The sequence below is a fragment of the Rhodoferax antarcticus ANT.BR genome, from assembly GCF_001938565.1.
Taxonomy (GTDB): Bacteria; Pseudomonadota; Gammaproteobacteria; order Burkholderiales; family Burkholderiaceae_C; genus Rhodoferax; species Rhodoferax antarcticus.
Window position 1 is genome coordinate 59,030 of sequence record NZ_MSYM01000017.1, and the last position, 23,607, is coordinate 82,636.

The 23,607-nt window shown below is 59.1% G+C and carries 26 protein-coding genes; 9 read left to right on the forward strand and 17 right to left on the reverse strand.

Features of this window, described 5'->3' with window-relative positions; genetic code table 11:
* Positions 1–57 precede the first annotated feature (57 nt).
* The 6 genes from guaB to BLL52_RS15215 all read left to right on the forward strand — a co-directional run bounded on the left by guaB (position 58) and on the right by BLL52_RS15215 (position 6,489).
* On the forward strand, positions 58–1,527 hold the full coding sequence (gene guaB, locus BLL52_RS15190; protein ID WP_075587515.1) for an IMP dehydrogenase: 1,470 nt from the start codon (positions 58–60) through the stop codon (positions 1,525–1,527).
* A complete protein-coding gene (gene guaA / locus BLL52_RS15195) occupies positions 1,524–3,170 on the forward strand; it encodes a glutamine-hydrolyzing GMP synthase (protein ID WP_075587516.1) in 1,647 nt (548 codons plus the stop codon). The genes guaB and guaA overlap by 4 nt, the downstream gene beginning before the upstream one ends.
* Positions 3,171–3,241: 71 nt before the next feature.
* A complete protein-coding gene (locus BLL52_RS15200) occupies positions 3,242–3,505 on the forward strand; it encodes a hypothetical protein (protein WP_075587517.1) in 264 nt (87 codons plus the stop codon).
* 2 nt (positions 3,506–3,507) lie between these two features.
* On the forward strand, positions 3,508–4,557 hold the full coding sequence (gene tadA, locus BLL52_RS15205) for a tRNA adenosine(34) deaminase TadA (RefSeq protein WP_241839203.1): 1,050 nt from the start codon (positions 3,508–3,510) through the stop codon (positions 4,555–4,557).
* 5 nt (positions 4,558–4,562) lie between these two features.
* Entirely contained in the window at positions 4,563–5,558 is a 996-nt protein-coding gene (locus tag BLL52_RS15210) for an LD-carboxypeptidase (protein WP_075587519.1), read from the forward strand.
* A 19-nt stretch (positions 5,559–5,577) separates the two neighbouring features.
* A complete protein-coding gene (locus tag BLL52_RS15215) occupies positions 5,578–6,489 on the forward strand; it encodes an adenylate/guanylate cyclase domain-containing protein (RefSeq protein ID WP_075587520.1) in 912 nt (303 codons plus the stop codon).
* Between the two features lie 78 nt (positions 6,490–6,567).
* On the opposite strand, the gene BLL52_RS15220 is transcribed toward BLL52_RS15215, so the two are convergent.
* From BLL52_RS15220 to mltG, 6 genes are read right to left on the reverse strand one after another with little or no spacing between them, the layout of a single operon-like run.
* The gene (locus tag BLL52_RS15220) at positions 6,568–7,248 is read right to left on the reverse strand and encodes an ankyrin repeat domain-containing protein (RefSeq protein ID WP_083633998.1); all 681 of its coding nucleotides are present in this window, start codon (positions 7,246–7,248) and stop codon (positions 6,568–6,570) included.
* Entirely contained in the window at positions 7,245–8,039 is a 795-nt protein-coding gene (locus tag BLL52_RS15225) for a TatD family hydrolase (RefSeq protein WP_075587521.1), read from the reverse strand. Before BLL52_RS15225 ends, BLL52_RS15220 begins: the two co-directional genes overlap by 4 nt.
* 45 nt (positions 8,040–8,084) lie before the next feature.
* Positions 8,085–8,456 (reverse strand): PilZ domain-containing protein, encoded by a 372-nt coding sequence (locus BLL52_RS15230; RefSeq protein ID WP_075587522.1) that lies wholly within the window; start codon positions 8,454–8,456, stop codon positions 8,085–8,087.
* Positions 8,453–9,475: a DNA polymerase III subunit delta' gene (locus tag BLL52_RS15235; RefSeq protein WP_075587523.1), complete on the reverse strand. Its 1,023-nt coding sequence runs from the start codon at positions 9,473–9,475 to the stop codon at positions 8,453–8,455. The genes BLL52_RS15230 and BLL52_RS15235 overlap by 4 nt, the downstream gene beginning before the upstream one ends.
* Entirely contained in the window at positions 9,472–10,119 is a 648-nt protein-coding gene (gene tmk, locus BLL52_RS15240) for a dTMP kinase (protein ID WP_075587524.1), read from the reverse strand. The genes BLL52_RS15235 and tmk overlap by 4 nt, the downstream gene beginning before the upstream one ends.
* A gap of 25 nt (positions 10,120–10,144) precedes the next feature.
* A complete protein-coding gene (mltG, locus tag BLL52_RS15245) occupies positions 10,145–11,128 on the reverse strand; it encodes an endolytic transglycosylase MltG (protein WP_075587525.1) in 984 nt (327 codons plus the stop codon).
* Between the two features lie 47 nt (positions 11,129–11,175).
* Here mltG and ygfZ point away from each other — a divergent pair, with 47 nt between their 5' ends.
* Positions 11,176–12,105, forward strand: a complete 930-nt coding sequence (gene ygfZ / locus BLL52_RS15250) for a CAF17-like 4Fe-4S cluster assembly/insertion protein YgfZ (RefSeq protein ID WP_075587690.1) — start codon at positions 11,176–11,178, stop codon at positions 12,103–12,105.
* A 315-nt stretch (positions 12,106–12,420) separates the two neighbouring features.
* Here ygfZ and BLL52_RS15255 read toward each other — a convergent pair whose 3' ends face one another.
* The gene (locus BLL52_RS15255; RefSeq protein ID WP_075587526.1) at positions 12,421–13,107 is read right to left on the reverse strand and encodes an ABC transporter ATP-binding protein; all 687 of its coding nucleotides are present in this window, start codon (positions 13,105–13,107) and stop codon (positions 12,421–12,423) included.
* Between BLL52_RS15255 and BLL52_RS15260 the strand changes: the two genes are divergently transcribed.
* Both BLL52_RS15260 and mnmH read left to right on the forward strand, forming a co-directional pair.
* Positions 13,106–13,789, forward strand: coding sequence for an arylesterase (locus BLL52_RS15260; protein WP_075587527.1), 684 nt, complete (start codon positions 13,106–13,108; stop codon positions 13,787–13,789). The two genes, BLL52_RS15255 and BLL52_RS15260, sit on opposite strands and share 2 nt — an antisense overlap.
* Entirely contained in the window at positions 13,786–14,844 is a 1,059-nt protein-coding gene (mnmH, locus tag BLL52_RS15265) for a tRNA 2-selenouridine(34) synthase MnmH (protein ID WP_075587528.1), read from the forward strand. Before BLL52_RS15260 ends, mnmH begins: the two co-directional genes overlap by 4 nt.
* 30 nt (positions 14,845–14,874) lie before the next feature.
* Here mnmH and BLL52_RS21075 read toward each other — a convergent pair whose 3' ends face one another.
* From BLL52_RS21075 to hfq, 10 genes are all read right to left on the reverse strand, one after another.
* Positions 14,875–15,045 carry a hypothetical protein gene (locus BLL52_RS21075; RefSeq protein WP_173861778.1) on the reverse strand — a complete coding sequence of 57 codons (171 nt, stop codon included), beginning with the start codon at positions 15,043–15,045 and terminating at the stop codon, positions 14,875–14,877.
* Between the two features lie 42 nt (positions 15,046–15,087).
* Positions 15,088–16,293 carry a PLP-dependent transferase gene (locus tag BLL52_RS15270; protein ID WP_075587691.1) on the reverse strand — a complete coding sequence of 402 codons (1,206 nt, stop codon included), beginning with the start codon at positions 16,291–16,293 and terminating at the stop codon, positions 15,088–15,090.
* Between the two features lie 51 nt (positions 16,294–16,344).
* Positions 16,345–16,869 carry a phosphoribosyltransferase gene (locus tag BLL52_RS15275; protein ID WP_075587529.1) on the reverse strand — a complete coding sequence of 175 codons (525 nt, stop codon included), beginning with the start codon at positions 16,867–16,869 and terminating at the stop codon, positions 16,345–16,347.
* 101 nt (positions 16,870–16,970) lie between these two features.
* Positions 16,971–18,347, reverse strand: a complete 1,377-nt coding sequence (locus tag BLL52_RS15280) for an adenylosuccinate synthase (RefSeq protein WP_075587530.1) — start codon at positions 18,345–18,347, stop codon at positions 16,971–16,973.
* Positions 18,348–18,365: 18 nt separating this feature from the next.
* Entirely contained in the window at positions 18,366–19,514 is a 1,149-nt protein-coding gene (locus BLL52_RS15285; protein WP_075587531.1) for an ATP phosphoribosyltransferase regulatory subunit, read from the reverse strand.
* A 57-nt stretch (positions 19,515–19,571) separates the two neighbouring features.
* Positions 19,572–19,772: a DUF2065 domain-containing protein gene (locus BLL52_RS15290; RefSeq protein ID WP_320060522.1), complete on the reverse strand. Its 201-nt coding sequence runs from the start codon at positions 19,770–19,772 to the stop codon at positions 19,572–19,574.
* 2 nt (positions 19,773–19,774) lie between these two features.
* Positions 19,775–20,677 (reverse strand): protease modulator HflC, encoded by a 903-nt coding sequence (hflC, locus tag BLL52_RS15295; protein WP_075587693.1) that lies wholly within the window; start codon positions 20,675–20,677, stop codon positions 19,775–19,777.
* A 10-nt stretch (positions 20,678–20,687) separates the two neighbouring features.
* Complete coding sequence (gene hflK, locus BLL52_RS15300) at positions 20,688–22,091, reverse strand: FtsH protease activity modulator HflK (protein WP_075587532.1); 1,404 nt, start codon at positions 22,089–22,091, stop codon at positions 20,688–20,690.
* Positions 22,092–22,131: 40 nt separating this feature from the next.
* Positions 22,132–23,277 carry a GTPase HflX gene (gene hflX, locus BLL52_RS15305; RefSeq protein ID WP_241839207.1) on the reverse strand — a complete coding sequence of 382 codons (1,146 nt, stop codon included), beginning with the start codon at positions 23,275–23,277 and terminating at the stop codon, positions 22,132–22,134.
* 7 nt (positions 23,278–23,284) lie between these two features.
* Positions 23,285–23,533, reverse strand: coding sequence for an RNA chaperone Hfq (gene hfq / locus BLL52_RS15310; protein WP_075587534.1), 249 nt, complete (start codon positions 23,531–23,533; stop codon positions 23,285–23,287).
* Positions 23,534–23,607: the final 74 nt, after the last annotated feature.

The following is a 23,607-nucleotide window of genomic DNA, read 5'->3' on the forward strand; positions in this document are numbered from 1 at the left end:
GTCCAGGCACAGACCACATTCGGGCGCAGATACAATTGACAATTTGGAGCTTTCACTATGCGCCTGATAGGCAAAGCGCTCACCTTCGACGATGTTTTGTTGGTGCCAGCGTACTCCCAAGTCCTTCCCAAGGACACCTCCCTCGCCACCCGTTTCACCCGCAACATCGCCCTGAACCTGCCGCTGGTGTCTGCCGCTATGGACACGGTGACCGAGTCGCGCCTGGCGATTGCCATCGCGCAAGAGGGTGGCATTGGCGTGGTGCACAAAAACATGACGGCGCAGCAACAGGCCGCCAAAGTGTCCAAGGTGAAGCGTTATGAGTCCGGCGTGTTGCGCGACCCGGTGGTCATCACGCCCCAACACACAGTGCGCCAGGTGATGGCTTTGTCCGAGCAACTTGGCGTGTCGGGCTTTCCGGTGATGGATGGCGGTAAGGTGGCCGGTCTTGTGACCGGGCGCGACCTGCGCTTTGAAACTCGCTATGACCTGCCAGTAAGCCACATCATGACACCGCGTGACAAACTGGTGACCGTGCCTGATGGGACCACTTTGGCGCAGGCCAAGGTGTTGCTGAACCAGTACAAGATTGAGCGTCTGCTGGTGGTGAATGACAGTTTCGAGCTCAAGGGCCTGATCACAGTGAAAGACATCACCAAACAGACCAGTTTCCCCAACGCCGCGCGAGACGCCCAAGGCAAACTGCGCGTGGCCGCTGCCGTTGGGGTGGGCGAGGGCACTGAGGAACGTGTGGAACTGCTGGCCCGTGCTGGCGTGGACGCCATCGTGGTGGACACGGCGCACGGGCACAGCAAGGGCGTAATCGATCGTGTTCGCTGGGTCAAACAAAATTTCCCGCATGTTGAGGTCATCGGCGGCAACATTGCTACGGGCGCCGCAGCTTTGGCGCTGGTGGAAGCTGGTGCAGATGCTGTCAAGGTCGGTATCGGCCCAGGCTCCATTTGCACTACCCGCATCGTGGCCGGTGTCGGCGTGCCGCAAATCATGGCCATTGACAGCGTGGCAACCGCACTCAAAGGCACCGGTGTGCCGCTGATTGCCGACGGCGGCATCCGTTTTAGTGGTGACATTGCCAAAGCCATTGCTGCCGGGGCGGGCACGGTGATGATGGGCGGCATGTTTGCCGGCACTGAAGAAGCACCCGGCGAAGTGATCCTGTTTCAGGGCCGCAGCTACAAGAGCTACCGTGGCATGGGCTCTATTGGTGCCATGCAGCAGGGCAGTGCCGACCGTTATTTTCAGGAGTCCAGTACCGGCAACCCGAATGCAGACAAACTGGTGCCCGAAGGCATTGAAGGCCGCGTGCCTTATAAGGGCTCGATGGTGGCCATCATGTTCCAGATGGCTGGCGGCTTGCGTGCCAGTATGGGCTACTGTGGCTGCGCCACCATTGAAGAGATGCAGGACAAGGCCGAGTTTGTCGAGATCACCACTGCCGGTATCCGCGAAAGCCATGTGCATGACGTGCAGATCACCAAAGAAGCGCCAAACTATCGGGCTGAATAATGCATCAAAAGATCCTCATCCTTGACTTTGGCTCCCAGGTCACGCAACTGATCGCGCGGCGCATCCGAGAAGCACATGTGTTTTGCGAAGTGCATCCGTGCGACGTGACGGATGACTGGTTGCGCGCCTACGCCCGAGATGGCAATCTCAAAGGCATCATCCTGTCTGGCAGCCACGCCAGTGTTTACGAAGAAAGCACCGACAAAGCGCCGCAAGTCGTGTTTGAACTCGGCGTGCCGGTGCTGGGCATCTGCTACGGGATGCAGACCATGGCGCATCAGTTGGGTGGCATCGTCACCAGCGGGCATCAACGTGAGTTCGGCCATGCCGATGTGCGAGCGCATGGCCACACCGCATTGCTGAAAGGCATTCAGGACTACGCCACGTCCATGGGCCACGGCATGCTGCGGGTGTGGATGAGCCATGGCGACAAGGTCACCGAGCTGCCTCCGGGCTTCAAACTCATGGCCAGCACCGACAGTTGCCCGATCGCCGGCATGGCTGACGAAGAGCGGCGCTTTTACGCGGTGCAGTTCCACCCCGAAGTGACCCACACCAAGCTTGGTGCTGCCGTTCTGGAGCGCTTTGTGCTCGATATCTGCGGCACCCGCGCAGACTGGATCATGGGGGATTACATCAGCGAAGCGGTGGCGCAAATCCGCGCGCAGGTGGGTGACGAAGAAGTGATTCTGGGCCTGTCGGGTGGCGTGGATTCGTCAGTAGCAGCGGCACTGATCCACCGCGCCATTGGCGACCAACTCACCTGTGTGTTTGTCGACCATGGCCTGCTGCGCCTGAATGAAGGCGATAGGGTGATGGAGATGTTTGTCGGCAAGCTGCACGCCAAAGTGGTGCGTGTAGACGCTGCTGAGCAGTTCTTGGGGCATCTGGCTGGCGTGAGCGACCCAGAGGCCAAGCGCAAAATCATCGGCCGTGAGTTTGTAGAGGTTTTTAAGGCGCAAGCCCTTGCCCTTACTGCTTCAGCTGCTATAAAAAATGGTGAATCTGGAAGTCGCTGCGTCAAAGGCGCGACTTGGCTGGCACAGGGCACCATTTATCCGGATGTGATCGAGTCTGGTGGCGCCAAAAACAAAAAGGCCGTGGTCATCAAGAGCCACCACAACGTGGGTGGTTTGCCCGAGCAACTGGGCCTGAAACTGCTGGAGCCCTTGCGCGAACTGTTCAAGGACGAGGTGCGCGAACTCGGCGTGGCGCTGGGCTTGCCGTATCACATGGTGTACCGCCATCCGTTTCCCGGCCCCGGCCTGGGCGTGCGGATTCTGGGCGAAGTCAAAAAGGAATACGCTGACCTGCTGCGCCGTGCCGACGCGATTTTCATCGAAGAGCTCAACAACTTTGTCGATGAAGCCACCGGCAAAAACTGGTACCAGCTCACCAGCCAGGCGTTTACCGTCTTCCTGCCGGTGAAAAGTGTGGGCGTGATGGGCGACGGCCGCACCTACGACTACGTGGTGGCCTTGCGCGCAGTGCAAACCAGTGATTTCATGACCGCTGACTGGGCCGAGCTGCCTTATGCGCTACTCAAGAAGGTGTCGAGCCGCATCATCAACGAAGTGCGCGGCATCAACCGTGTGACGTATGACGTGAGCAGCAAACCACCCGCCACTATCGAGTGGGAATAAGCCCTCAGCCATAACCCTTGGCAGCCAGGCGCGGCGCTGAGGCTGACCACCCATCTGCCTGGAGACATGTGATGCGCGCCATTTTCGGAGTTCTGGGTTTGTTGACAGCTTTGGCGGTGACCGGCGTGCTGGTGCGCCAGCAGATGAAAACCACTCAACCCACTTTACCTACCTTACCCGCGCTGCAGCAGACGGGCGAAGTTGGCTTAGCTGGCACAGACACAACCACCCTGCCATCGTCCGGCACACCCACGCAGCAAAGCCAGCAGATACAGCAACAGTACAAACAGGCGCTGGAAAATGCCCTGCAGGCGCGCCCCGTGCCTGACGACTAACCGTGACGTCCGCCGAACACCCACCCGATACGCCAGACACGCTGTGGATGCGGGCCGCCCTAGAGCAGGCGCAGGCAGCCGGTGCTGCGGGCGAAGTGCCCGTGGGCGCGGTAGTGGTGCTTGACGGACGCATCGTCGGCGTGGGCCGTAACGCTCCCGTCCACACGCATGACCCCACCGCTCACGCTGAAATTTTGGCCCTACGCGCCGCCGCCCAGCATCTGGGCAATTACCGGCTGGACAACTGTGAGCTGTTCGTGACGCTGGAGCCGTGCACTATGTGCGCTGGTGCCATGTTGCACGCCCGCATCAAGCGCGTGGTGTTTGGTGCGTCTGACCTCAAAACCGGTGCAGCGGGCTCGGTCAGCAACGTGTTTGAAATGCCAGAACTCAACCATCAGACGCAAGTGCAAGGCGGTGTGCTGCACCAGGTCTGTGCAGAACTGCTCCAGGACTTTTTCAAACAACAGCGCTCCCGCAAGCAGTTTGATGCCGAGCAGACGGGCAGGGCGCTACGTGAAGATGCCCTGCGCACGCCAGAGAATTGCTTTGACGGCCTGCCTGAGTTTCCCGCGCCCTCTTTTTACGTCCATGATCTGCCGAGCTTGGCAGGCTTACGTTTGCACTATGTTGACACCGGCCCAGCGCACCAGATGGGCACGCTGCTGTGCCTTCACGGCACGCAGGAATGGAGCTATGCCTGGCGCAATCATGTCAAACAAGCGTGCGTTGCGCAGCAGCGCATGATCTGCCCAGACCTGATCGGTTTTGGCAGAAGTGACAAACCCAAAAAGCAGGCGTTTCACGCTTTGGCCTGGCAAGCGCAAGTGTTGATTGAGTTGATGGGGCGACTCGGCTTGGCGCCCGTGGAGCTGCGGGCGTCAGCAAACATGCTGCCACTGGCCCGGCAGTTGCAGGCCTTGGCACCCGACCAGGTGCTGCGTATCCTGGAGGCACAAACAGAGCCACTTGATGATGCCGCGCTCCAAGCACCGTTTCCAGATAAAGGTCACCGGGCGGGCCCACAAGCCTTTTCTTGCCTGAAAATCTAATCCGTATGAAAAAGCACATCTATATTTACTCACCCAGCGGCGCCGTGCGCGACAAGGCGGCGTTCAAACGTGGCATCAGGCGGCTGCAGACCTTGGGCCACGAGGTGGAGGTGGATGAAGCCGCGCTGGCCAGCCATCAGCGCTTTGCCGGGGACGACGCCACCCGCCTGGCCGCCATCCACCGCGCTGCAGACAGCGGCGCTGATGTGGCGCTGATCGCACGCGGGGGTTATGGCTTGACGCGCCTGCTGTCCGACATTCGCTACAAAAAGGTTGCCAAGGCCATCGACAAAGGCATGCTGTTTGTGGGCATGAGTGACTTCACTGCGTTTCAAAGCGCCGTGCTGGCTAAAACCGGCGCGGTGACCTGGGCTGGCCCGGCGCTTGGTGAAGGGTTTGGCGTGGACGGCACACCTGATGACATCATGGAAGCCTGTTTTGACGACCTATTGTGTGGACAAGGCGAGGGCGCTGGCTGGCGGCAGTCACGCATGGCCGCAGTCAACGATACAAAAATAATAGCTGCCGACGCAGACGCCATAAGGGCTGAAGGCACTTTTTATGTTGAAGATGCTGTTTTATGGGGTGGTAACTTGACGGTGCTCAGCAGCCTGCTGGGCACGCCTTATTTCCCGAAAATCAAGGGTGGCATCCTGTTTCTGGAAGACGTGGCAGAGCACCCTTACCGGATTGAGCGCATGCTGACGCAGCTACTGTACGCAGGTGTTCTAAAGCGTCAAAAAGCGATTTTGCTGGGTCAATTTACCGAATTTAAACTGACGCCGCACGACCGGGGCTTCAACATGACCACCGTGACGCAGTGGCTGCGCCAAAACGTCAAGGCCCCGGTGCTGACCAATCTGCCGTATGGCCACGTCCCCACCAAAGTGCTGCTTCCGGTTGGCGCCAAGACCGATCTGAGTGTTGATTCACGCGATGTCTTGCTGGTCTGGGGGCATCTTTCGGGAGGCCCGCAAAGTTCGCCTAAACTCCCGTCATGACCACTGGAAGCCACCGGAAATGAGCGTTCAATCGACCGTCGTTTTTGCCGATTTGTATGGGAGCACCGGCGTTTTTGAAGCCTTGGGCAACGCGAAGGCGACCGAGGTCGTCACGCAGGCGACCGCGTGGGTGGCACAACGCTGTAGCGCCCACGGCGGTAGGGTGGTCAAGTTTCTGGGTGATGGGGTACTTATCCTGTTTGAGGACAGCACCAAGGCTGTCTTGGCGGTGATGGACCTGCAGCACGCCTACCAACAACTGCTCGGGCGAATGCCGCCCAAGGCCTACATGCCGCTGCGCATCGGCGTGGCCCGGGGTGGGGTGGAAATCGTCGCTGACGACTGCTACGGCGACGCTGTCAACATTGCTGCCCGCCTAAGTGAGCTGACCGGGCCGCACCAAATCTGGGTCAACAGTGACGCGGTTCAGGACGGATTTGACCTGCCTGACGAACGTTTTCGCATGCTCGGGCCGATTCACATCCGCGGCCGGGCCGAACCCTGCAGAGTGTTTCAGGTGGAGTGGCAGGACAACCTGGGCTCCGAGCAGTTGACCCTCCACGCAGGCTTCGAGCCTTCCAAAATGGGGGGTCGCGACGCTTTGGGTGTGCATATCGAACTGCGCTGGAGGGATCAAAAAAGCGATTTCAACGCCTTTGATCTGCCGCTGCACATTGGTCGAACTCACCAGGCGGAGTTTGTTGTGTCCGATGCCCGGGTGTCACGCACACACGCCCGGCTGGACTGGCGCAATGGCAGCGTGGTGCTGGTTGACCTGAGCTCTTTTGGGTGCTGGGTGCGGTTTGCAGGCAGTGGAACGACCTTGTTGCTGCGCCGCGAGGAGTGCGTCCTGCACGGCAAAGGTGACATCGCTCTGGGAACATCCTTTAGCGATCCGACCGCACCAGTGGTTGAGTTTGCGGTGACTTGAGGAAGTCACCGTTCTAAAAACCACTTCGCGACACGTAACTTAACATAATATACATCGTATCTACTACGATGCAGTCGTTCACCAAGTCCCACGTGAATGGCTGGCACGCACAAACGCGGAAATGATTTGCGCAGACTCTTCCCGATTGGCCTTATGTGCAAAATCCAGCGCGTTTAGACCCAAGTCGTTTTTCAGCATGGGGTCTGCGCCAGCCTCCAGCAGCAGTTTGACAGCCTGTGGCGTGCCGTAGTGCGCGGCCATCATCAGTGGCGTGCTGCCGTTGGGTGACGCTGCGTCGATGTAGGCGTATTCACCCAGTAGCATCGTCATCACCGCTAGGTGGCCTTTGGTGGCGGCGTAATGCAGCGGCGTCCAGCCGGGTTTGTTCACGTCGGCATTTTTTTCGATCAACATGCGGCACAGGCGTTCGTTACCAGCTAGCGCTGCCAGCATCAGCGGGCTTTCGCCAGCGGCGTTGCGCACCTCTGCGTTGGTTTGCGGCCAGCGAATCAGTGCTTCTGCGACTTTCAAAGAGTCCAGTTTGACCGCCAGCAGCAAGCCTGGAATGCCCGCCGGGTCCACGGTGTTGGGGTCAAAACCACGCTGCAACAGGCGCGTAACCTGGGCTGCATTGTCTTGTTGGATAGCCTCAAAAAAATCGTAGTAAGAGCCTGCATGCACTGGCGAAAAACCAAACAAAACAACTAGATACAGAAACTTCTTAAGGTGATATAGCAGCATACAGCCAGGCGATTTCATGCAGAGACTCCCTTGAAAAGGCGATCAAAGTTGTCGCTGGTCAGGCTGGCGATCTCTTCGATGCTGACACCACGCAACTCAGCGAGTTTTTGGGCGACAAAAGGGACATAGGACGGGTTGTTGGTTTTGCCTCGGTACGGCATGGGCGCCAGATACGGGCTGTCGGTCTCGATTAGCAGGCGGTCTAGCGGCACAAGGGCTGCCACATCCCGAATAGTTTGCGCGCTTTTGAACGTCAGGATGCCGGAGAACGAAATGTAAAAACCCAGTTCCAGCGCCGCTTTGGCCAAGCTCCAGTCTTCTGTAAAACAGTGAAAAACACCGCCTGCGCTGCCGGCAGAGCCGTCTTCGCCCTCCTCGCGCAAAACCTGCAAGATGTCTTCCGAGGCGCTGCGGGTGTGGATCACCAGCGGTTTGCCCAGTTGCTGTGCGGCGCGGATGTGCAGGCGAAAACGCTCTCGCTGCCAGTGCATGTCGGCCACGCTGCGGCCATTCAGACGGTAGTAATCCAACCCGGTCTCGCCAATACCGACCACACGCGGGAGAGCCCCGAAGCGCAGCAAATCCTCCAGCGTGGGCTCTTGCACACCTTCGTTGTCGGGGTGAACGCCTACGGTGGCCCACAGGTTGGGGTGCTGAAGGGCGAGTTGATGGACGCCTTCAAACTCCTCCAGCGTGGTGCAAATGCACAGGGCGCGTGTCACCCGTGCCTGCGACATGGCCTGCAAAATGGCTGGCAGGTTGCAACAAAGCTCAGGAAAATTCAAATGGCAATGGGAGTCTGTGAACATGCTTGTGCAAAGGTGAAAACCCGCCCTACAGCCGGGCGGACAGGCTCAGATGGTTTGCGTCTGGCGATCAGAGGCGAGTTGCCCGCCCAAAATCTCTTCGATCTTGAGCTTGAGCGTGCGGGCGATGTCGTCCTTGGGAAAGCGGATGCCGACACCTTGTGTGCGGCCGTGCGACGCTTTGGCAGGCGTCACCCAAGCCACTTTGCCGGCAATCGGGTAACGCTGCGGCTCATCAGGCAGCGAGATCAACACATACACCGAATCGCCCAACTGGTAATCGCGGTTGGTGGGAATGAACATACCACCCTCAGTAAACAAGGGAATAAAGGCCGCGTACAGCGCCGATTTTTCCTTAACTGCCAACTGGATCACGCTGGGGCGTGGGGTGCCTGGTGAGTGGTAGACAGGGACGTTCATGGTCTGGAGTTTAGAGCCAATTGCGCCTGGCTGAGAAGCGCCTCCTGCATCAAGCCAGGGTTGAAGGGGTGCTCAACCGTGCGACGCGTGTTACCCAGTGATTTAGCCCAGGCGGTCAAACTCTGCCAGGAGCCGCCCTTGGGCAAATCAGCCGCTGCAAAAAAGCGCGGCTGCGCACCGGCTTTGACGGCCAGCAGGTCGTGACACAGCTTGTGCAGGGCATCAACGGTTTGTGCCGGTGTCCAGTCCTTGAACACACTGACATCACCACGCTGCACCGCTTTGGGCAGCAAACGCCAGCGCTCACCCACCGGTGCCATCTGCAGCGCGTCGGCCGGGCGGCCACCGGCGGCGCGCAGCAGCACGCTGGCTTGTGCAGCCGCCAAACCTTGGGACTGCAGCCAATGCAGCGCACTGACTGGGTCGGGCCAGGTCATGGTGTGGCCCAGGCAGCGGCTGCGGATGGTCGGCAGCAGCAGGTGGGCGGCATCGGTGGCCAGCACAAATTTCACATCACCGGCAGGCTCTTCCAGGGTTTTCAGCAGCGCGTTGGCGGTGAACACGTTCATGCGCTCTGCGGGGAAGACCAGCACCGCCTTGCCGCGGCCACGGGCGCTGGTACGCTGCGCAAACTCGACCGTGTCACGCATGGCTTCGACACGAATTTCTTTGCTGGGCTTGCGCTTCTTGCTATCAATCTCAGACTGCGCTTTTTCGCTCAAGGGCCAGCCTAGGTCCAGCAACACGGTCTCGGGCATCAACACACACAGATCGGCATGGGCACGCACGTCGATGGCGTGACAACTGGCGCACACGCCGCAGGCACCTTGGGGCGTGGGCTGATCGCATAACCAGGCGCGCGCCAGTGCCAGCGCCAACGCGTATTGACCCAGACCCGACGGCCCGGCCAGCAGCCAGGCATGCCCGCGCTGGGCCAGCAGGCTCTGCGCCTGCTCGGCGATCCATGGCGCCAAAACGTTGGGGCCGGTCGACGCGGCGGGCGTTGCGGACGTGCTCACACCAGCCAGCCTTTTTGCTGCACGGCTTGCAAGACCGACAGCCACACCGTTTCACGCGGGTTGTCAGCGGCGATACGCGCAAAGCGGCCGGGGTCAGCTTGAAGACGCTGCGCGTAGCCATGACTGACGCGGTCAAAAAAAGCCGCGCTTTGCGACTCAAATTTGTCTGGCACGCGCGCACCCGCCAGCCGCTGCGCCGCAATCTCGGGGTCCAGTTCAAACCACAGAGTTAGATCGGGTTGACGAACAAAATCACCCTCTAGCCCTTGTACAGTCTGCACCAAGCGCTCTAAATACAAGAGCGTTTGCCAGTCGTAACCGCGCCCGCTGCCTTGGTAGGCAAAGGTGGCATCGGTAAAACGGTCGCTAATCACCACCTCGCCGCGCGCCAGTGCGGGTTCGATCAGTTGCTGCAGGTGCTCGCGCCGGGCGGCAAACACCAGCATGACTTCGGTGAGCGAATCTATCGTGTCGTTGAGGATGATGGCGCGCAATTTCTCAGCCAGCGGCGTGCCGCCAGGCTCGCGGGTGAGGGTGACCACCCTGCCCTGCGCCTCAAAAGCGCGCGCCAAGGCGCCGAGATGGGTGGACTTGCCGGCCCCGTCGATGCCTTCAAAACTGATAAAAAGTCCGCGCTTTTTCATGGAAAAATGCTATTAAGGTAAGAGCTCATCGCCCAAGCTGGTACTTGGATACCGCCCGATTATGGGCGTCAAGTGATTCACTGAACTGGCTGTTGCCATCACCCTTGGCCACAAAGTACAGGGCGCGGCTTTTGGCGGGCTGGGCAGCGGCCAGCAGCGAAGCCTTGCCGGGCATCGAAATCGGTGTGGGTGGCAGGCCAGCGCGGGTGTAAGTGTTCCACGGCGTGTCGGCCAGCAGGTCACGGCGGCGCAGGTTGCCGTCAAACTTGTCGCCCAAGCCGTAGATCACCGTGGGGTCGGTTTGCAGCATCATGCCAATGCGCAGCCGGTTGGTGAAGACCGAGGCAATCATGGCGCGGTCGCTGGCGCGGCCAGTTTCCTTCTCGATGATGCTCGCCAGGATCAGCAGCTCCTCGGGCGTTTTCAGGGGGTTGTCGCTTTGGCGGGTTTGCCAGGCGGCATCCAGATGCCGGTCCATGGCGTGCAATGCGCGCTGCAGCACCGCCAAGTCGCTACTGCCTTTGGTGTAGGTGTAGGTATCGGGATAAAAACGCCCCTCGGGAGCGATGCCCGGACGCTCCAGCTTTTGCATGATCAAATCAGGCGCTAGCCCTTGTGTATCAGGCGCAAGCTGCTCTGCTTTTTGAAGTATTTGGCGGAATTGTTTAAAGGTCAATCCTTCCACCAGAGTCACCGCGCGCAGAGCCTCTTCACCGCGCACCAGTTTGGACAGCAGGCTGCGCGGGGTCACGTCGCCCTGCAATTCGTAGCTGCCCGCCCGGATTCGGCGCGAGTCGCCAGAGAGGCGAAACCACCAGTACAGCAGATGCGGCGAGGTCAACACGCCCGCATCAACCGCGTCTTGCGCCACGCCGCGCGCACTCGTTCCGGGCTCAATCGACAAGTCAACGACCGGCGTGCGCAAGCTCAAGGGCTGGTGGGTCCACCAAAGCCCGCTGCCGCCTACGGCCAGAATTACCACCAAAATAATGCTTAAAAGTCGTCGCACAACCCTGCTGCCTTATGCAAATTCAACCCCGGATGATAATGCGCCGCATGCGAAACCAACTCCACGGCGTGGCCCCGCTGACACATTTAGGGCTGATACGTGCACAGGGCGACGATGCCGCCAAATTTCTGCACAACCAGTTCACCCAGGACTTTGTGCTGCTTGGCCAGAACCAGGCCCGTCTAGCCGGTTTTTGTAACGCCAAGGGCCGCCTGCAGGCCAGCTTCATTGGCTTCAAACGCTCTGAGACGGACATCCTGCTGGTGTGCAGCCGCGACATTCTGGCCACAACACTCAAGCGCTTGTCGATGTTTGTGCTGCGCGCCAAAGTCAAGCTCACCGATGCCAGCGACGACTTTGCGCTGTATGGTCTGGCTGGCGCTGCTCTGCAGAGTGCTACATCAAAGATAGCTGCTTACGCAGATAGCACTTGGGCTAGAGCCGATTTTGATGAAGTATCTTTGATCAACCTTTACCCGGCAGATGGTGTAGCACGTGCGCTGTGGGTAGCTCCCGCTGGCCACCCTGCCCCAGCAGGCGAAGCCATGTCGGCTGAACTGTGGGCCTGGAGCGAGGTGCGCAGCGGCATCGTCACGCTGACGCACCCCATCTATGAAGCCTATGTGCCGCAGATGATCAATTACGAATCTGTGGGCGGCGTGAACTTCAAGAAGGGCTGTTACCCCGGTCAGGAAGTAGTGGCGCGCAGCCAGTTTCGCGGAACGCTGAAGCGCCGCGCCTACCTGGCGCACGCTGACGCACCCATGCAAGCCGGTGACGAGGTGTTCTTGCCAGCTGATGAAGGTCAGCCCTGCGGCACGGTGGCACAGTCGGCAGCAGCGCCTGGAGGTGGCTATGAGGCGCTTGTGTCGATGCAGATCAGCGCTTTTGAAGCCGGTGTTGTGCGCCTGGGCAGTGTGGCTGGGCCAGCGCTGGTACTGGCGCCTGCGCCCTACCCATTGCTGGCTGACATCTGATTCGCGCAATTCAGCCGCACCTGCAAGGTGGGCCTGGTTGCGGGGGTTTGCAACTTTGTCTGAACTCTGGTGAGGCTTAGCCCAGACTTGAGGAGGGCTCACGGACGCCGCTCAGTTCCCGACGCATTCTCCCTTATGGTGATACTGGTCGTACGCGGCCCGCCACAAGCATGTGTCCTTCCGTGAAGGAGTTCGGTCTTCGACGGGCAACCTAAGGCAAGCCAGCAATGGCTGCTACAAGATCAAAGACAGCATCACTTTTACTGCAAATAGTAGAGCTTCCCGCCCTTTATCTGTAAGGGTTAGAGGCTATTTTCATATCAATTCAGTGGACGGCAGAACCCGCCCCGCCTCGATGGTGATGACGCGATTGCAGCGTGCTGCCAAGGCTTTATCGTGGGTCACCAGCACCAGCGTGGTGCCCAGTTCGCGGTTCAGGTCCAGCATCAGTTCCATCACCGTCTCACCAGTGGCAAAGTCCAGGCTACCGGTGGGCTCGTCGGCCAACAGCACAGCGGGTTGCACCACAAAGGCGCGGGCCAGTGCCACGCGTTGCTGCTCGCCGCCGGAGAGCACCTTTGGGTAGTGGCCCAGCCGCTGCGACAGGCCCACGCGTGCCAGCAACTCGGTAGCCGTCTTGCGGGCATCGCGCCGGTTGGCCAACTCCAGCGGAAGCATGACGTTTTCCAGCGCCGTTAAATTGCCCAGCAGTTGAAAGCTCTGGAACACAAATCCGACTTTTTTCGCACGCAAGGCGGCGCGCTCATCTTCGGTCATGGCGAACATGTCCTGGTCCGCCAGCCGCACCGTGCCGCGGGTGGGCACATCGAGCCCGGCGATGATCGACAGCAGCGTGCTTTTGCCTGAGCCGGAGGCACCGACAATGGCGACTGTTTCCCGCTGGTTCAACTGGAAATCAATATCACGCAAAATGTGGAGTGTGCCGGTGGAGTCGGTGACCGACTTGAAAACGTGCTCGACCGAAATAATGCAATCTGACATGGGTGCTTCTTTGAACTTTAAAAATATCAATCGCCGTGACTGTATCGCGTTGGCGACGACGCTGGCTATGGCAGGGATTAGCAGTAATACGGCACAGGCCCAGACGATGAACCCAAAGAACCCAGGCGAGACGATTTTGGTGCTGGGCGACTCACTGAGCGCCGAGTACGGTTTGAAGCGCGGTACCGGCTGGGTGGCGCTGCTTGTGCAGAAGCTGGCCGCTGAGAACATCGCCGCCAAAGTGGTCAACGGCAGTATCAGCGGCGATACCACCACCGGCGGGCGCGCCCGGCTGGCAGCCCTGCTGGCCAACCACCGCCCTACCCTTTTGGTGATCGAACTCGGTGCCAATGATGCGTTGCAAGGCGCACCCGTGCGGCTGACGCAAGACAACCTGATGGCCATGACCCAGACGGCGCAGAAAGCCGACGCCCGGGTGCTGCTGGTGGGCATGCAGGTGCCACCCAATTACGGACGTGCCTACAGCGAGCGCTTTGCCCGTATCTATGTAGAAGTGGCGAAGGCCCAAAAAACTGGCCTGGTGCCGTTCATGCTGAAAGGCGTGGCCGATGTGCCTGACAGCCTGAAGTGGTTCCAAGCCGACCGCATTCACCCTCTGGAGGCCGCGCACCCGATCATTCTGGGCAACATCTGGCCCGAGTTGAAAAAGGCATTGCGATGAGTCTGACCCCGATCGTCGCCGCCGACTTGATCCACCGGCTGGGCGAGTTCGATGCCGTCATTGATGCCCGCAGCGAAGACGAATTTGCCCTTGACCACCTACCCGGCGCAGTGAACTGGCCCACGCTGAACAACGCTGAGCGCATCGAGATTGGCACCTTGTACAAACAAGTTAACGCGTTTGAGGCGCGCAAACGTGGCGCGGCCATCGCTGCACGCAACATCGCTGCACACATTGAGCTTGAGGTGATCGACAAGCCCAAAGACTGGAGGCCGTTGGCCTACTGCTGGCGCGGTGGCCAGCGCAGTGGTGCTCTGTCGTTGATTTTGAGTCAAATTGGTTTTCGGGTGACGCTGATCGAAGGTGGCTACAAAGCCTTTCGCGCGAGCCTGCTGCAAGACGTGGACCTTATTGCGCCCACGCTGTACTTCACAGTGGTGTGCGGGCCTACCGGGTCGGGCAAAACCCGCCTGCTACAGGCGCTTGCCGGTCAGGGCGCGCAGGTGCTGGACCTAGAAGCCCTGGCCAGCCACCGCAGTTCGGTGCTTGGGGCAGTTCCAGGCGTGCCACAGCCGAGCCAGAAGCATTTCGATACCTTGATTTGGGATGCCTTGCGCCAGTTTGACCCACTGCGGCCCGTCTTTGTGGAGAGCGAGAGCAAAAAGGTGGGCAACTTGTCGGTGCCCGGCACGCTGGTCGAAGCCATGCGTCAAAGCCCTTGCTTGAATTTGCAGTTGTCAGACACTGAGCGGGTGGCGCTGCTGATGGAAGATTACAGCCACTTGGTGCGTGATGTGGACTACTTCTGTGAGCGCCTGGCGGTGCTGATCCCACTGCAGGGTCGCGCTGTGGTGGAGGGCTGGATGGCGCTAGCGCGCTCAGGGCATTTGCCGCAAGTGGTACAGGAGTTGCTCACCAAGCACTACGATCCGGCCTACCTGCAGTCGATGCAGCGTAATTTTGTTCAGTTCAAAGAGTCAAAAACCATAGCACCAGAAGACCGTTCCATCAGGGCTGTGGATGATTTAGCCACTCAGATCTTACAGAAGACCTGAGTGCGAAGTTAAAACCGGGGCGGGACTTGGTCAGACCGGTTGACCGGACTCGTCGGTGGGTTGTGTTGGCTCGGCGTTGTCTTCGCCTGGCACCGGATCACCCACTTTGCGCTGGGCTTTTTCCTTCAATTTCTCTTCTTTTTTCTTCTTTTTGGCCAGTTCTTTCTGACGTTTCTCGTAGCCGTAGTTAGGTGTTGCCAATGTAGTCTTTCAATGTTGATCGCGCGATTTTACCTGCAGGCCTCAGGCCAGCAAATGCAAGGCTGCGGCCAAGTCGGCGCGCAAGTCGTCTACCGCTTCGAGGCCGATGGAAAACCGCACCAACGTGCCATGTGCAAGATGCGCGGGCCAACCAGCGCGCATGCTGGCCAGGTTGTACGGCATCACCAGGCTGACCGGGCCACCCCAGCTGTAACCGATCTCGAAGAGCTTCAGACCGTCGCAAAACGCATCCACTTGCGCCTGACTGTAGTCAGGCTTGAAAATCACGCTGAACAGACCGGCCGCTGTGCCTGGGCCACCCCCGCACAACACCTGCCAATGGCGGTGCCCCGGCGAATTGGCCAGCGCCGGGTGCAGCACCTGGGCAAATTCAGGCCGGGTCTGGCACCAATGCGCCAGCGCGCGGGTGGCTTCATCATGGGCGGTGTAACGCAGCTTGATACTGGGCAAGCCGCGCAACACCGACTCCACATCGTTGGCCGCCACACCCAGCCCCAGGCGCATATGACACAGCTTGAGCTGCATGTGGAGCGCTTCAGAACGGGTGATGACGCTGCCCATCAGCACGTCACCCCCGCCATTGGGGTATTTGGTGAGCGCATGAATGGAAATATCGACCGCCAGCGGCATCTTCGCGCCAGGTTGCAGGTCAAACGGCGCAAACGCCAACCCCGCGCCCCAGGTGTTGTCCAGTGCGCAGAGCACGCCCGCTGCCTTACAGATGCGCACTTGTGCGATCAGGTCGGGGAACTCCAGTGTCACCGAGCCCGCCGCCTCCAGCCACACCAGCCGGGTTTTGGGCGTGATCTTGGCGGCCAGGTCTTGCGGGTTGAGCGCGTCATAAAACTGGTGGCTGATGCCCCAGTGCATCAACTCGCCTTGCGCCAGGGCTTTGTTGGGGCCGTACACGTTGTCGGGGATCAACACCTCATCGCCGCTGTTGAGCAAGGCCAGCGAAACGTTGGCAATGGCTGCCAGACCGCTGGGCACCAGCAGGCATTGCAAGCCGCCCTCCAAAGTGCACAGGCGCTCTTCCAGCGTGTAGCTGGTGGGGGTGCCGTGCAGGCCGTAGGTGTAGGCTGATTTGTCCTTCCACTCGAACTGCCGCATGGCCGCCACGTTGGGGAAAAAAACCGTTGAGGCCTTGAAAATACCCGGCTGGGTTCCTGCGAAACCGGCAGGCGGTAGATAGCCGTGGTGAATCAGATCGGTACTGGAAACAGGCATGGCGCCCTCGTTCAAAAGCTGAAAAAAACAAACCAAATCAAAGTGTTACGATCAAACGCTCCACTTTTGGATGAGCTGTTCAGGGCGCATGTTGTCGTAACCTTCAAAAGGCTGGTGAATCCACGGGTTGGTAGGCAGGTAGTCCACACAGTAATCAGGCGTAAAGGTGGAGAAGGCCTTGGCCCAGATCACCGCGCTGCGCATCTCGGTGATCGGCTGGTAGTTGTTTTTGAGCAAATCGATGACTTTGTTCAGCGTATGGCCGGAGTCAGCTAGGTCATCCACCAGCAGCACCTTGCCAGCAATCTGGCCTTTGGGGGTGGTGATGTAGTGCGCAATGTCCAACTGCCCTTGTACCGTGCCCACTTCAGAGCGGTAAGAACTGGTGGACATGATGGCCAGCGGCTTGTCAAAAATCCGTGAGAGCACGTCCCCCGGGCGCATGCCACCGCGTGCCAGACACAGGATGGTGTCAAACTGCCAGCCCGACTGGAACACCTTGATGGCGAGTTTTTCGATCAGGTTGTTGTACTCGTCGTAGCTCACATACAGGTGTTTGCCGTCTTCTGTCAACATGAAAATGCTCCTGAAAAAATAGCTTCTTGCGCAATAGATATAAGGGCTAGAGGCTGATTTCTTATATATAAACTAGGCAAAGGCGTTGGCCGCTGGGCAGCTCAGTCGGCCAGAAACGGGTGGCGCATCATGATGGTGTGGTCACGGTCCGGGCTGGTGGACACCACATGAATTGGCACGCCGGTAACTTGCTCAATGCGCTGCAGGTACAGGCGCGCGGCAGTAGGCAGCTTGTCGTATTGCGTGACACCCACAGTGGTGTCGCTCCAGCCGTCCATGGTTTCATACACCGGGGTGCAGCGGGCAATGTCGTCCGCGCCCATGGGCAAAATGTCAGTTAACTCACCGTCAAGCATGTAGCCAGTACAAAGCTTGAGTTCTTTCAAGCCATCCAGCACGTCAAGTTTGGTGATGCACAGACCGGTCAGACCATTGACCTGGGCCGATCGCTTCAGAAGCGCCGCGTCAAACCAGCCGCAGCGGCGGCTGCGCCCGGTGGTGACACCTTTTTCGGCACCCACGGTGCTCATGTGCCAGCCGGGTGTGCCTTCCACTTCCCAGTCCAGCTCGGTTGGGAACGGGCCGCCGCCAACACGGGTGCAATAGGCTTTGGTGATGCCTAACACGTAATGCAGCAGCCCCGGGCCGACGCCTGCACCCGCTGAAGCATTGCCCGCCACGCAGTTGCTGGACGTCACAAACGGGTAAGTGCCGTGGTCCACATCCAGCAGCGTGCCCTGGGCCCCTTCAAACAACAGGTTTTCACCCTTGAGGTGGGCGTCATTCAACTCGCGCGACACATCGGCCATCATGGGTTTGAGCAAATCTGCATGGCGCATGGCTTCGTCATAGACCGGCTGAAACTGCACCTCGCCGTCTTTCATGTAGGGGGCCAGTGTGGGGCCAAAGTCAAAACTGCGCGAATTCAGGTAGGTGGTCAGCACATGGTTGTGCAGGCTCAGCAGCTCGCGCAGCTTATTAGCGAAACGCTCAGGGAATTTCATGTCCTGCACGCGCAGGGCACGGCGAGCGATTTTGTCTTCATAGGCCGGGCCAATGCCGCGACCGGTGGTGCCAATCTTCTCAACGCCGCCCTCTTCGCGCGCGGCTTCGCGGGCCACATCCAGCGCAGCGTGAAACGGCAAGATCAGCGGGCAGGCCTCACTGACGCGCAGGCGCGAGCGCAGTTCAACCCCTACTTTTTCCAGCCCGGCAATTTCTTCAAAGAGTTTGGCGGCTGACAACACCACACCGTTGCCGATGTAGCACTTCACGCCCGGGCGCATGATGCCGCTGGGAATCAGGTGCAAGGCGGTTTTGACACCATTGATCACCAGTGTGTGGCCAGCGTTGTGCCCGCCCTGAAAGCGCACCACGCCCTGGGCGCTCTCAGTGAGCCAGTCGACCAACTTGCCTTTGCCTTCGTCGCCCCACTGGGTGCCCACCACGACAACGTTACGTCCTTTGATTGCAGTCATATGTTTCGCTTTTCTCACTCAAATTGCTTGCACAAGCCAAAGACCTGCGACCTCAATGAGTTCGCGGTCGCAATGGAATTCGTCAACTTCACTCTCGTGACCTGGCAACACACACACCACCACTTCGCCGCGCGAACGCAGCGAAGCAATGGCAGCGGCCAGCATCGGCTCGCTGCGCCAAGGCGCGCAAATGGCGGCTTGGAGCGGCCGCACTGGCACGGCATTCACCAGGGTTTTCAGATCCAGGCTGAAACCGGCGGCTGGGCGGTTGCGGCCAAACACGGCACCGGCCTGGTCATAACGACCGCCACGCGCCAAGGCACCACTGGCCTCAGGCGCGTAAATGGAAAACCGGGCGCCGGTGTAGTAAGCGTAGCCTTGCAGGTCAGCCAGGTCGAAAGTCACTTGAACACCCGGCAAATGGGCCGCCAGGCGCTTCAGATTTTGTAGTGCTTCAGGCACACCAGGTAATGGCGGAAGGGCTTTTTCGGCCTCATCCAATACCGAGACGTCGCCGTAAAGCTGTACCAGAGTCAGCAGGCCCTGACGAATGTCGGGAGGCAAATTGCGGGACAGTGATGCCAGCTCAGAGCTGTCTTTGGCCGCCAGGGCCGCATACAACAAGGCAAGTTGTGCCGCGCTTAGCGACTGGCCTAACAACAGGGACTTGACCAGACGCGCGTCGGCTAGGTCAATGCTGGGGCTAGTGACCTTGGCCGCTTTGAGGCAGTCCAGCGCCAGCGTCAGGACCTCGATGTCTGCCTCCAGACCGGCGTGACCATAAATCTCAGCGCCAAACTGCAAGGGTTCACGGGTGGCGTGTGGTGCACTGGGAAGTGTGTGCAGCACCGGGCCGCAATAACACAGACGCGTCACCCCGCTGCGGTTGAGCAGGTGGGCGTCAATGCGGGCCACCTGCGGCGTGCTGTCAGCCCGCAGGCCCAACATGCGGCCAGAGAGCTGGTCAACCAGTTTGAAGGTTTGCAGGTTCAGCGCCGTGCCGGCACCGGTGAGCAGGGATTCAAGATGCTCCAGCAGCGGCGGCATGACCAACTCGTAGCCATAACAACGCGCCGCATCCAGTAGGTCTCGACGTAATTCTTCGATGTGCCGCGCTTCAGACGGCAAGACATCGGCAATGTGATCCGGTAGGACCCAAGCAGACATGGATAAGTGGGAGGCTGTTAAAAACTGAATTCTACCGGGCGAATGCCAGCGCCAAGCTCAGACTAGCCACCAAATCAGCAGCAGGCCAAGCAGCAAGCTGGCCAGACCGAAAAAACGCAGCTGCCCATCGCTGAACTTCAGAATTTGGGTGAAGGTTTGGCGCCAGGTGGAAGGCGACACAAATGGCATGAAGCCTTCCACCAGCAAAACCAGAGCCATGGCCAGCCAGAACGTGGTGCTGTTCAGGCCGGACTCCATGCCTATTTTTTGTTGGCTGTCGCCGTTGGGGCACCGCCGCGCAGTGTTTTAAAGAAGTCCGAGCTGCTGGGGTCAACCACCATCACGTCGCTCTTTTTGGAGAAAGAGGCCTTGTAGGCGTCCAAGCTGCGGTAAAACTGCGCAAACTGCGCGTCGCGGCCAAAGGCCTCGGTGTAGGTACTGGCGGCCTCAGCATCGCCCTCGCCCTTGATCTTTTGTGCGTCACGGTAAGCGTTGGCCACGGCCACTTCACGCTGACGGTCGGCATCGGCACGGATTTTTTCACCTTCGGCAAAGCCGGTGGAGCGCAGTTCATTGGCGACACGTTTGCGTTCGGCCTCCATACGCCGGTAAACCGACTCCGTGATCGCATCGACGTAGTCCACCCGAGTGATGCGCACATCCACCACGTCAATACCCCAGGGCTTGGCGCCACGCACCTGATCGAGCACCTCTTGCTTGACATCTGCCATCAAGGCCTCACGCTTGTCAGACAACAACTCTTTCACGGTGCGCTTGTTGATCTCTTCCTGAAACGCGTTACGCACCACCCGATTGAGCTGGCTGGCGCCTGCAGCTTCCGTGGTGCCAACATTACGGATGTACTCGGTGGGCTCCGAAATACGCCAGCGTACAAACCAGTCAATCACCACACGCTGCTTTTCCAGGGTCAACAACGGCTCGTTGTCGGTGCTATCAAGGGTCAGCAAACGTTTATCGATGTAAGAAACGTTCTGAAATGGCGGGGGCAGTTTGAAGTTCAAGCCGGGCTCCAGAATGACTTCTTTGATCTGCCCCAGCGCAAACACCACACCAAATTGGCGCTGATCCACCACAAACAAGGTCGAGCTGGCCAGTGCCAACAGCACCAGCAGGGACGAGAAAATTAAACCTAAGCGATTCATCTGGGAGCTCCTAGCGGGTTTCGCGGGTGCGGGCGCGGGCAGCATCGCGGGCGCGGGCATCGGCAGCAGTGGCGGCGGTATCAACGGCCGGGACACTCGAGGCGGGAAGTGCTGAAACAGCAGACGAACCCGCTTGGTCTTGTGGCGCCTGGCCGGTCATTTGCATGATCTTGTCCAGTGGCAGATACAGCAGGTTGGAGCCTTGCTTGGTATCCACCATGACCTTGGTGACGTTGCTGTAGATCTGTTGCATGGCGTCGATGTACATTCGGTCACGCGTGACCTGCGGTGCCTTCTGGTATTCGGCCAGCACCGATTTGAAACGTTGCGAATCACCCTGTGCCTGCGCCACGATCCGGGCCTTGTAGGCATCGGCCTCTTCCTTCAGACGAGAGGCCGCACCCACGGCGCGCGGAATCACGTCGTTGGCGTAGGCTTGCGCTTCATTCTTGGCGCGTTCGCGCTCCTGACCAGCTTTCAGCACATCGTCAAAGGCCGCTTGCACTTGTTCGGGTGGACGAACGCCGCCTTGCTGCAAGTTGATACCGACCACCTCAATGCCGACTTTGTAGCGATCGAGAATTTTCTGCATCAAATCACGCACCCGCGGCGCAATCTGGTCGCGCTCATCCGACAGGGCAGCGTCCATGCGCATCTTGCCCACCACCTCCCGAACCGCTGTTTCAGCGGCCTGTACCACGGCGTCAGACGGGGCACGGCTTTCGAACAAAAATGCACGTGCATCATTGAGGCGATATTGCACAGCGAATTTGATCTCAACAATGTTCTCATCCTGAGTCAGCATCGCCGATTCACGCAGGCCTGTGGCTTTGATGATGGTGTCACGCCCCACATCCACTGAGCGGATCTGGGTCACAAAAACCAGCTCATGACGCTGAATGGGGTACGGCAGTCGCCAGTTGAAACCGGCACCCACGGTGGTGTTGTACTTGCCAAACTGCGTGATGACAGCCTGCTGACCTTCTTGAACGATGAAGAACCCGGTACCCAGCCAGATCAAGACGGCCACGCCCGCGATCAAACCCGCGCCAATACCGGCAGTCTTCATGTCGGGCTGAAAGTTGTTCGGGCCATTTCCGCCTTTGCCACCACCGGAATTGCCGCCACCCATGCCGCGCCCTGGTTTGGCGCTGCCAAAAAGGCCACCGAGCTTGCGGCTGAAATCACGCCACAGTTCATCCAGATCGGGAGGGCCCTGATTGGCACCCCCTTTGGCAGGCCGGTCCTCGTTGCGCGGTGGCTCAGGATTGGGTGCGGGCCGGTCATCGTCACCGTCCGAATGGTCCGCTGGCTTGTCGTCACCACGCCCCCAGCGTGGATCATTGAGGTTGAACATTCCCTGAAGGCGTCGCGGCCGAAGCGCCAAGCTTAAGGTGGGTAATTGAAGTTTCATCGCAGCAGCTCTTATCGAATAAGGGGAGGATTGTGCCGAATCACTCGGCAGCCTCATGATCTGGAGGGAAATCCGGGGCGGTTACGGCTGGACGCCGGGCAACCACGGTCTGGGCAAGTAGTTGACGCAGCCAAGCTATGCCCTCACCGTCCTGGGCACTCAAAAAAATCCTGGGGATTTGTTTTCCGTCGAGTTCATAGCTGTCTTGCAACACGATCGGACGGCGATCCGGTTGAGCGGCATCCAATTTATTGAAAACGAGAATTTGGGGAACATCGTGCGCACCAATTTCCTTGAGAACGCGCTGCACTTCAGCAATCTGGTCAACATGGTTGTCACTGGAAAAATCGACCACATGCAACAACAGGTCAGCATCCACAGCCTCCTGCAGCGTGGCTTGAAAAGCGTCCACCAGCCCGTGCGGCAAATCACGGATAAACCCGACGGTGTCGGACAACGAAATCATACGCCCCATATCACCTAGATAGAGCTGGCGCGTGGTGGTGTCCAACGTGGCAAACAACTGGTCTGCTACGTAAGCGCGCGCCTTGACCAGCGCGTTGAAAAGGGTCGATTTGCCAGCATTGGTATAACCCACAAGCGAGATGTTGAACGCCTCGCGCCGGTCACGCTGGCGGCGCTGGGTCAGCCTTTGTCGCTTGACTTTCGCTAGACGTTCCTTGATACGCTTGATGTTGTCGCCAATCATCCGGCGATCCAGCTCAATCTGAGCTTCACCAGGGCCGCCACGCATGCCGATGCCGCCACTTTGCCGCTCCAGATGCGACCAGCGACGCACCAACCGAGTGCTCAAGTATTGCAGGCGCGCAAGCTCAACCTGGAGTTTGCCTTCATGACTGCGGGCGCGCTGACCGAATATTTCCAGAATCAGCAAAGTCCGGTCATTGACCGGCAACTCCAGATGCCGCTCCAGATTGCGCTGCTGTGCGGGACTGAGGCTCTGATCAAACAAAATTTCCTGCGCGCCGAGTTGTATCGCCAGCAGTTTGACTTCATCCGCCTTACCACTACCCACAAACAGCGCAGCATCAGGGGCACGGCGCTTACAGGTGACACGCGCTACGGGCTGGAGACCGGCAGTTTGGGCCAGCAATCCAAGCTCTTGAAGCTCGGCGTCAAAGTGGGGAAGTCCGAAGTCAACACCCACCAGAATGGTGGGCGCCAAGGGGCGATCAGGCGGCGGCAGGTTGGTCACCCTCAGAGGCTGAAAAATTAACCGCACGCCCAGGAACGATCGTCGAGATGGCGTGTTTGTAAACCATTTGGGTTACCGTATTGCGTAGTAACACAACATATTGGTCAAAGGACTCGATTTGGCCCTGCAGCTTGATGCCATTCACCAGATAAATAGATACAGGAACATGTTCTCGACGTAGCGTGTTGAGAAATGGGTCTTGTAACAGTTGGCCTTTGTTATTCACGATATTCTCCGTGTTCGGATGATTAAACAAGGGGGGACGATACCACAGCCATTTGCCGCATTCGGCTCAGCGGC

Excerpts from the sequence above, each read along its gene's own strand:
- guaB (WP_075587515.1), top strand. The coding sequence starts at position 58 with ATGCGCCTGATAGGCAAAGCGCTCACCTTCGACGATGTTTTGTTGGTG.
- BLL52_RS15200 (WP_075587517.1), top strand. The coding sequence starts at position 3,242 with ATGCGCGCCATTTTCGGAGTTCTGGGTTTGTTGACAGCTTTGGCGGTG.
- BLL52_RS15210 (WP_075587519.1), top strand. The coding sequence starts at position 4,563 with ATGAAAAAGCACATCTATATTTACTCACCCAGCGGCGCCGTGCGCGAC.
- BLL52_RS15215 (WP_075587520.1), top strand. The coding sequence starts at position 5,578 with ATGAGCGTTCAATCGACCGTCGTTTTTGCCGATTTGTATGGGAGCACC.
- BLL52_RS15220 (WP_083633998.1), bottom strand. The coding sequence starts at position 7,248 with ATGAAATCGCCTGGCTGTATGCTGCTATATCACCTTAAGAAGTTTCTG.
- BLL52_RS15225 (WP_075587521.1), bottom strand. The coding sequence starts at position 8,039 with ATGTTCACAGACTCCCATTGCCATTTGAATTTTCCTGAGCTTTGTTGC.
- BLL52_RS15230 (WP_075587522.1), bottom strand. The coding sequence starts at position 8,456 with ATGAACGTCCCTGTCTACCACTCACCAGGCACCCCACGCCCCAGCGTG.
- tmk (WP_075587524.1), bottom strand. The coding sequence starts at position 10,119 with ATGAAAAAGCGCGGACTTTTTATCAGTTTTGAAGGCATCGACGGGGCC.
- ygfZ (WP_075587690.1), top strand. The coding sequence starts at position 11,176 with ATGCGAAACCAACTCCACGGCGTGGCCCCGCTGACACATTTAGGGCTG.
- BLL52_RS15260 (WP_075587527.1), top strand. The coding sequence starts at position 13,106 with ATGGGTGCTTCTTTGAACTTTAAAAATATCAATCGCCGTGACTGTATC.
- BLL52_RS15255 (WP_075587526.1), bottom strand. The coding sequence starts at position 13,107 with ATGTCAGATTGCATTATTTCGGTCGAGCACGTTTTCAAGTCGGTCACC.
- mnmH (WP_075587528.1), top strand. The coding sequence starts at position 13,786 with ATGAGTCTGACCCCGATCGTCGCCGCCGACTTGATCCACCGGCTGGGC.
- BLL52_RS15270 (WP_075587691.1), bottom strand. The coding sequence starts at position 16,293 with ATGCCTGTTTCCAGTACCGATCTGATTCACCACGGCTATCTACCGCCT.
- BLL52_RS15275 (WP_075587529.1), bottom strand. The coding sequence starts at position 16,869 with ATGTTGACAGAAGACGGCAAACACCTGTATGTGAGCTACGACGAGTAC.
- BLL52_RS15280 (WP_075587530.1), bottom strand. The coding sequence starts at position 18,347 with ATGACTGCAATCAAAGGACGTAACGTTGTCGTGGTGGGCACCCAGTGG.
- BLL52_RS15285 (WP_075587531.1), bottom strand. The coding sequence starts at position 19,514 with ATGTCTGCTTGGGTCCTACCGGATCACATTGCCGATGTCTTGCCGTCT.
- BLL52_RS15290 (WP_320060522.1), bottom strand. The coding sequence starts at position 19,772 with ATGGAGTCCGGCCTGAACAGCACCACGTTCTGGCTGGCCATGGCTCTG.
- hflC (WP_075587693.1), bottom strand. The coding sequence starts at position 20,677 with ATGAATCGCTTAGGTTTAATTTTCTCGTCCCTGCTGGTGCTGTTGGCA.
- hflK (WP_075587532.1), bottom strand. The coding sequence starts at position 22,091 with ATGAAACTTCAATTACCCACCTTAAGCTTGGCGCTTCGGCCGCGACGC.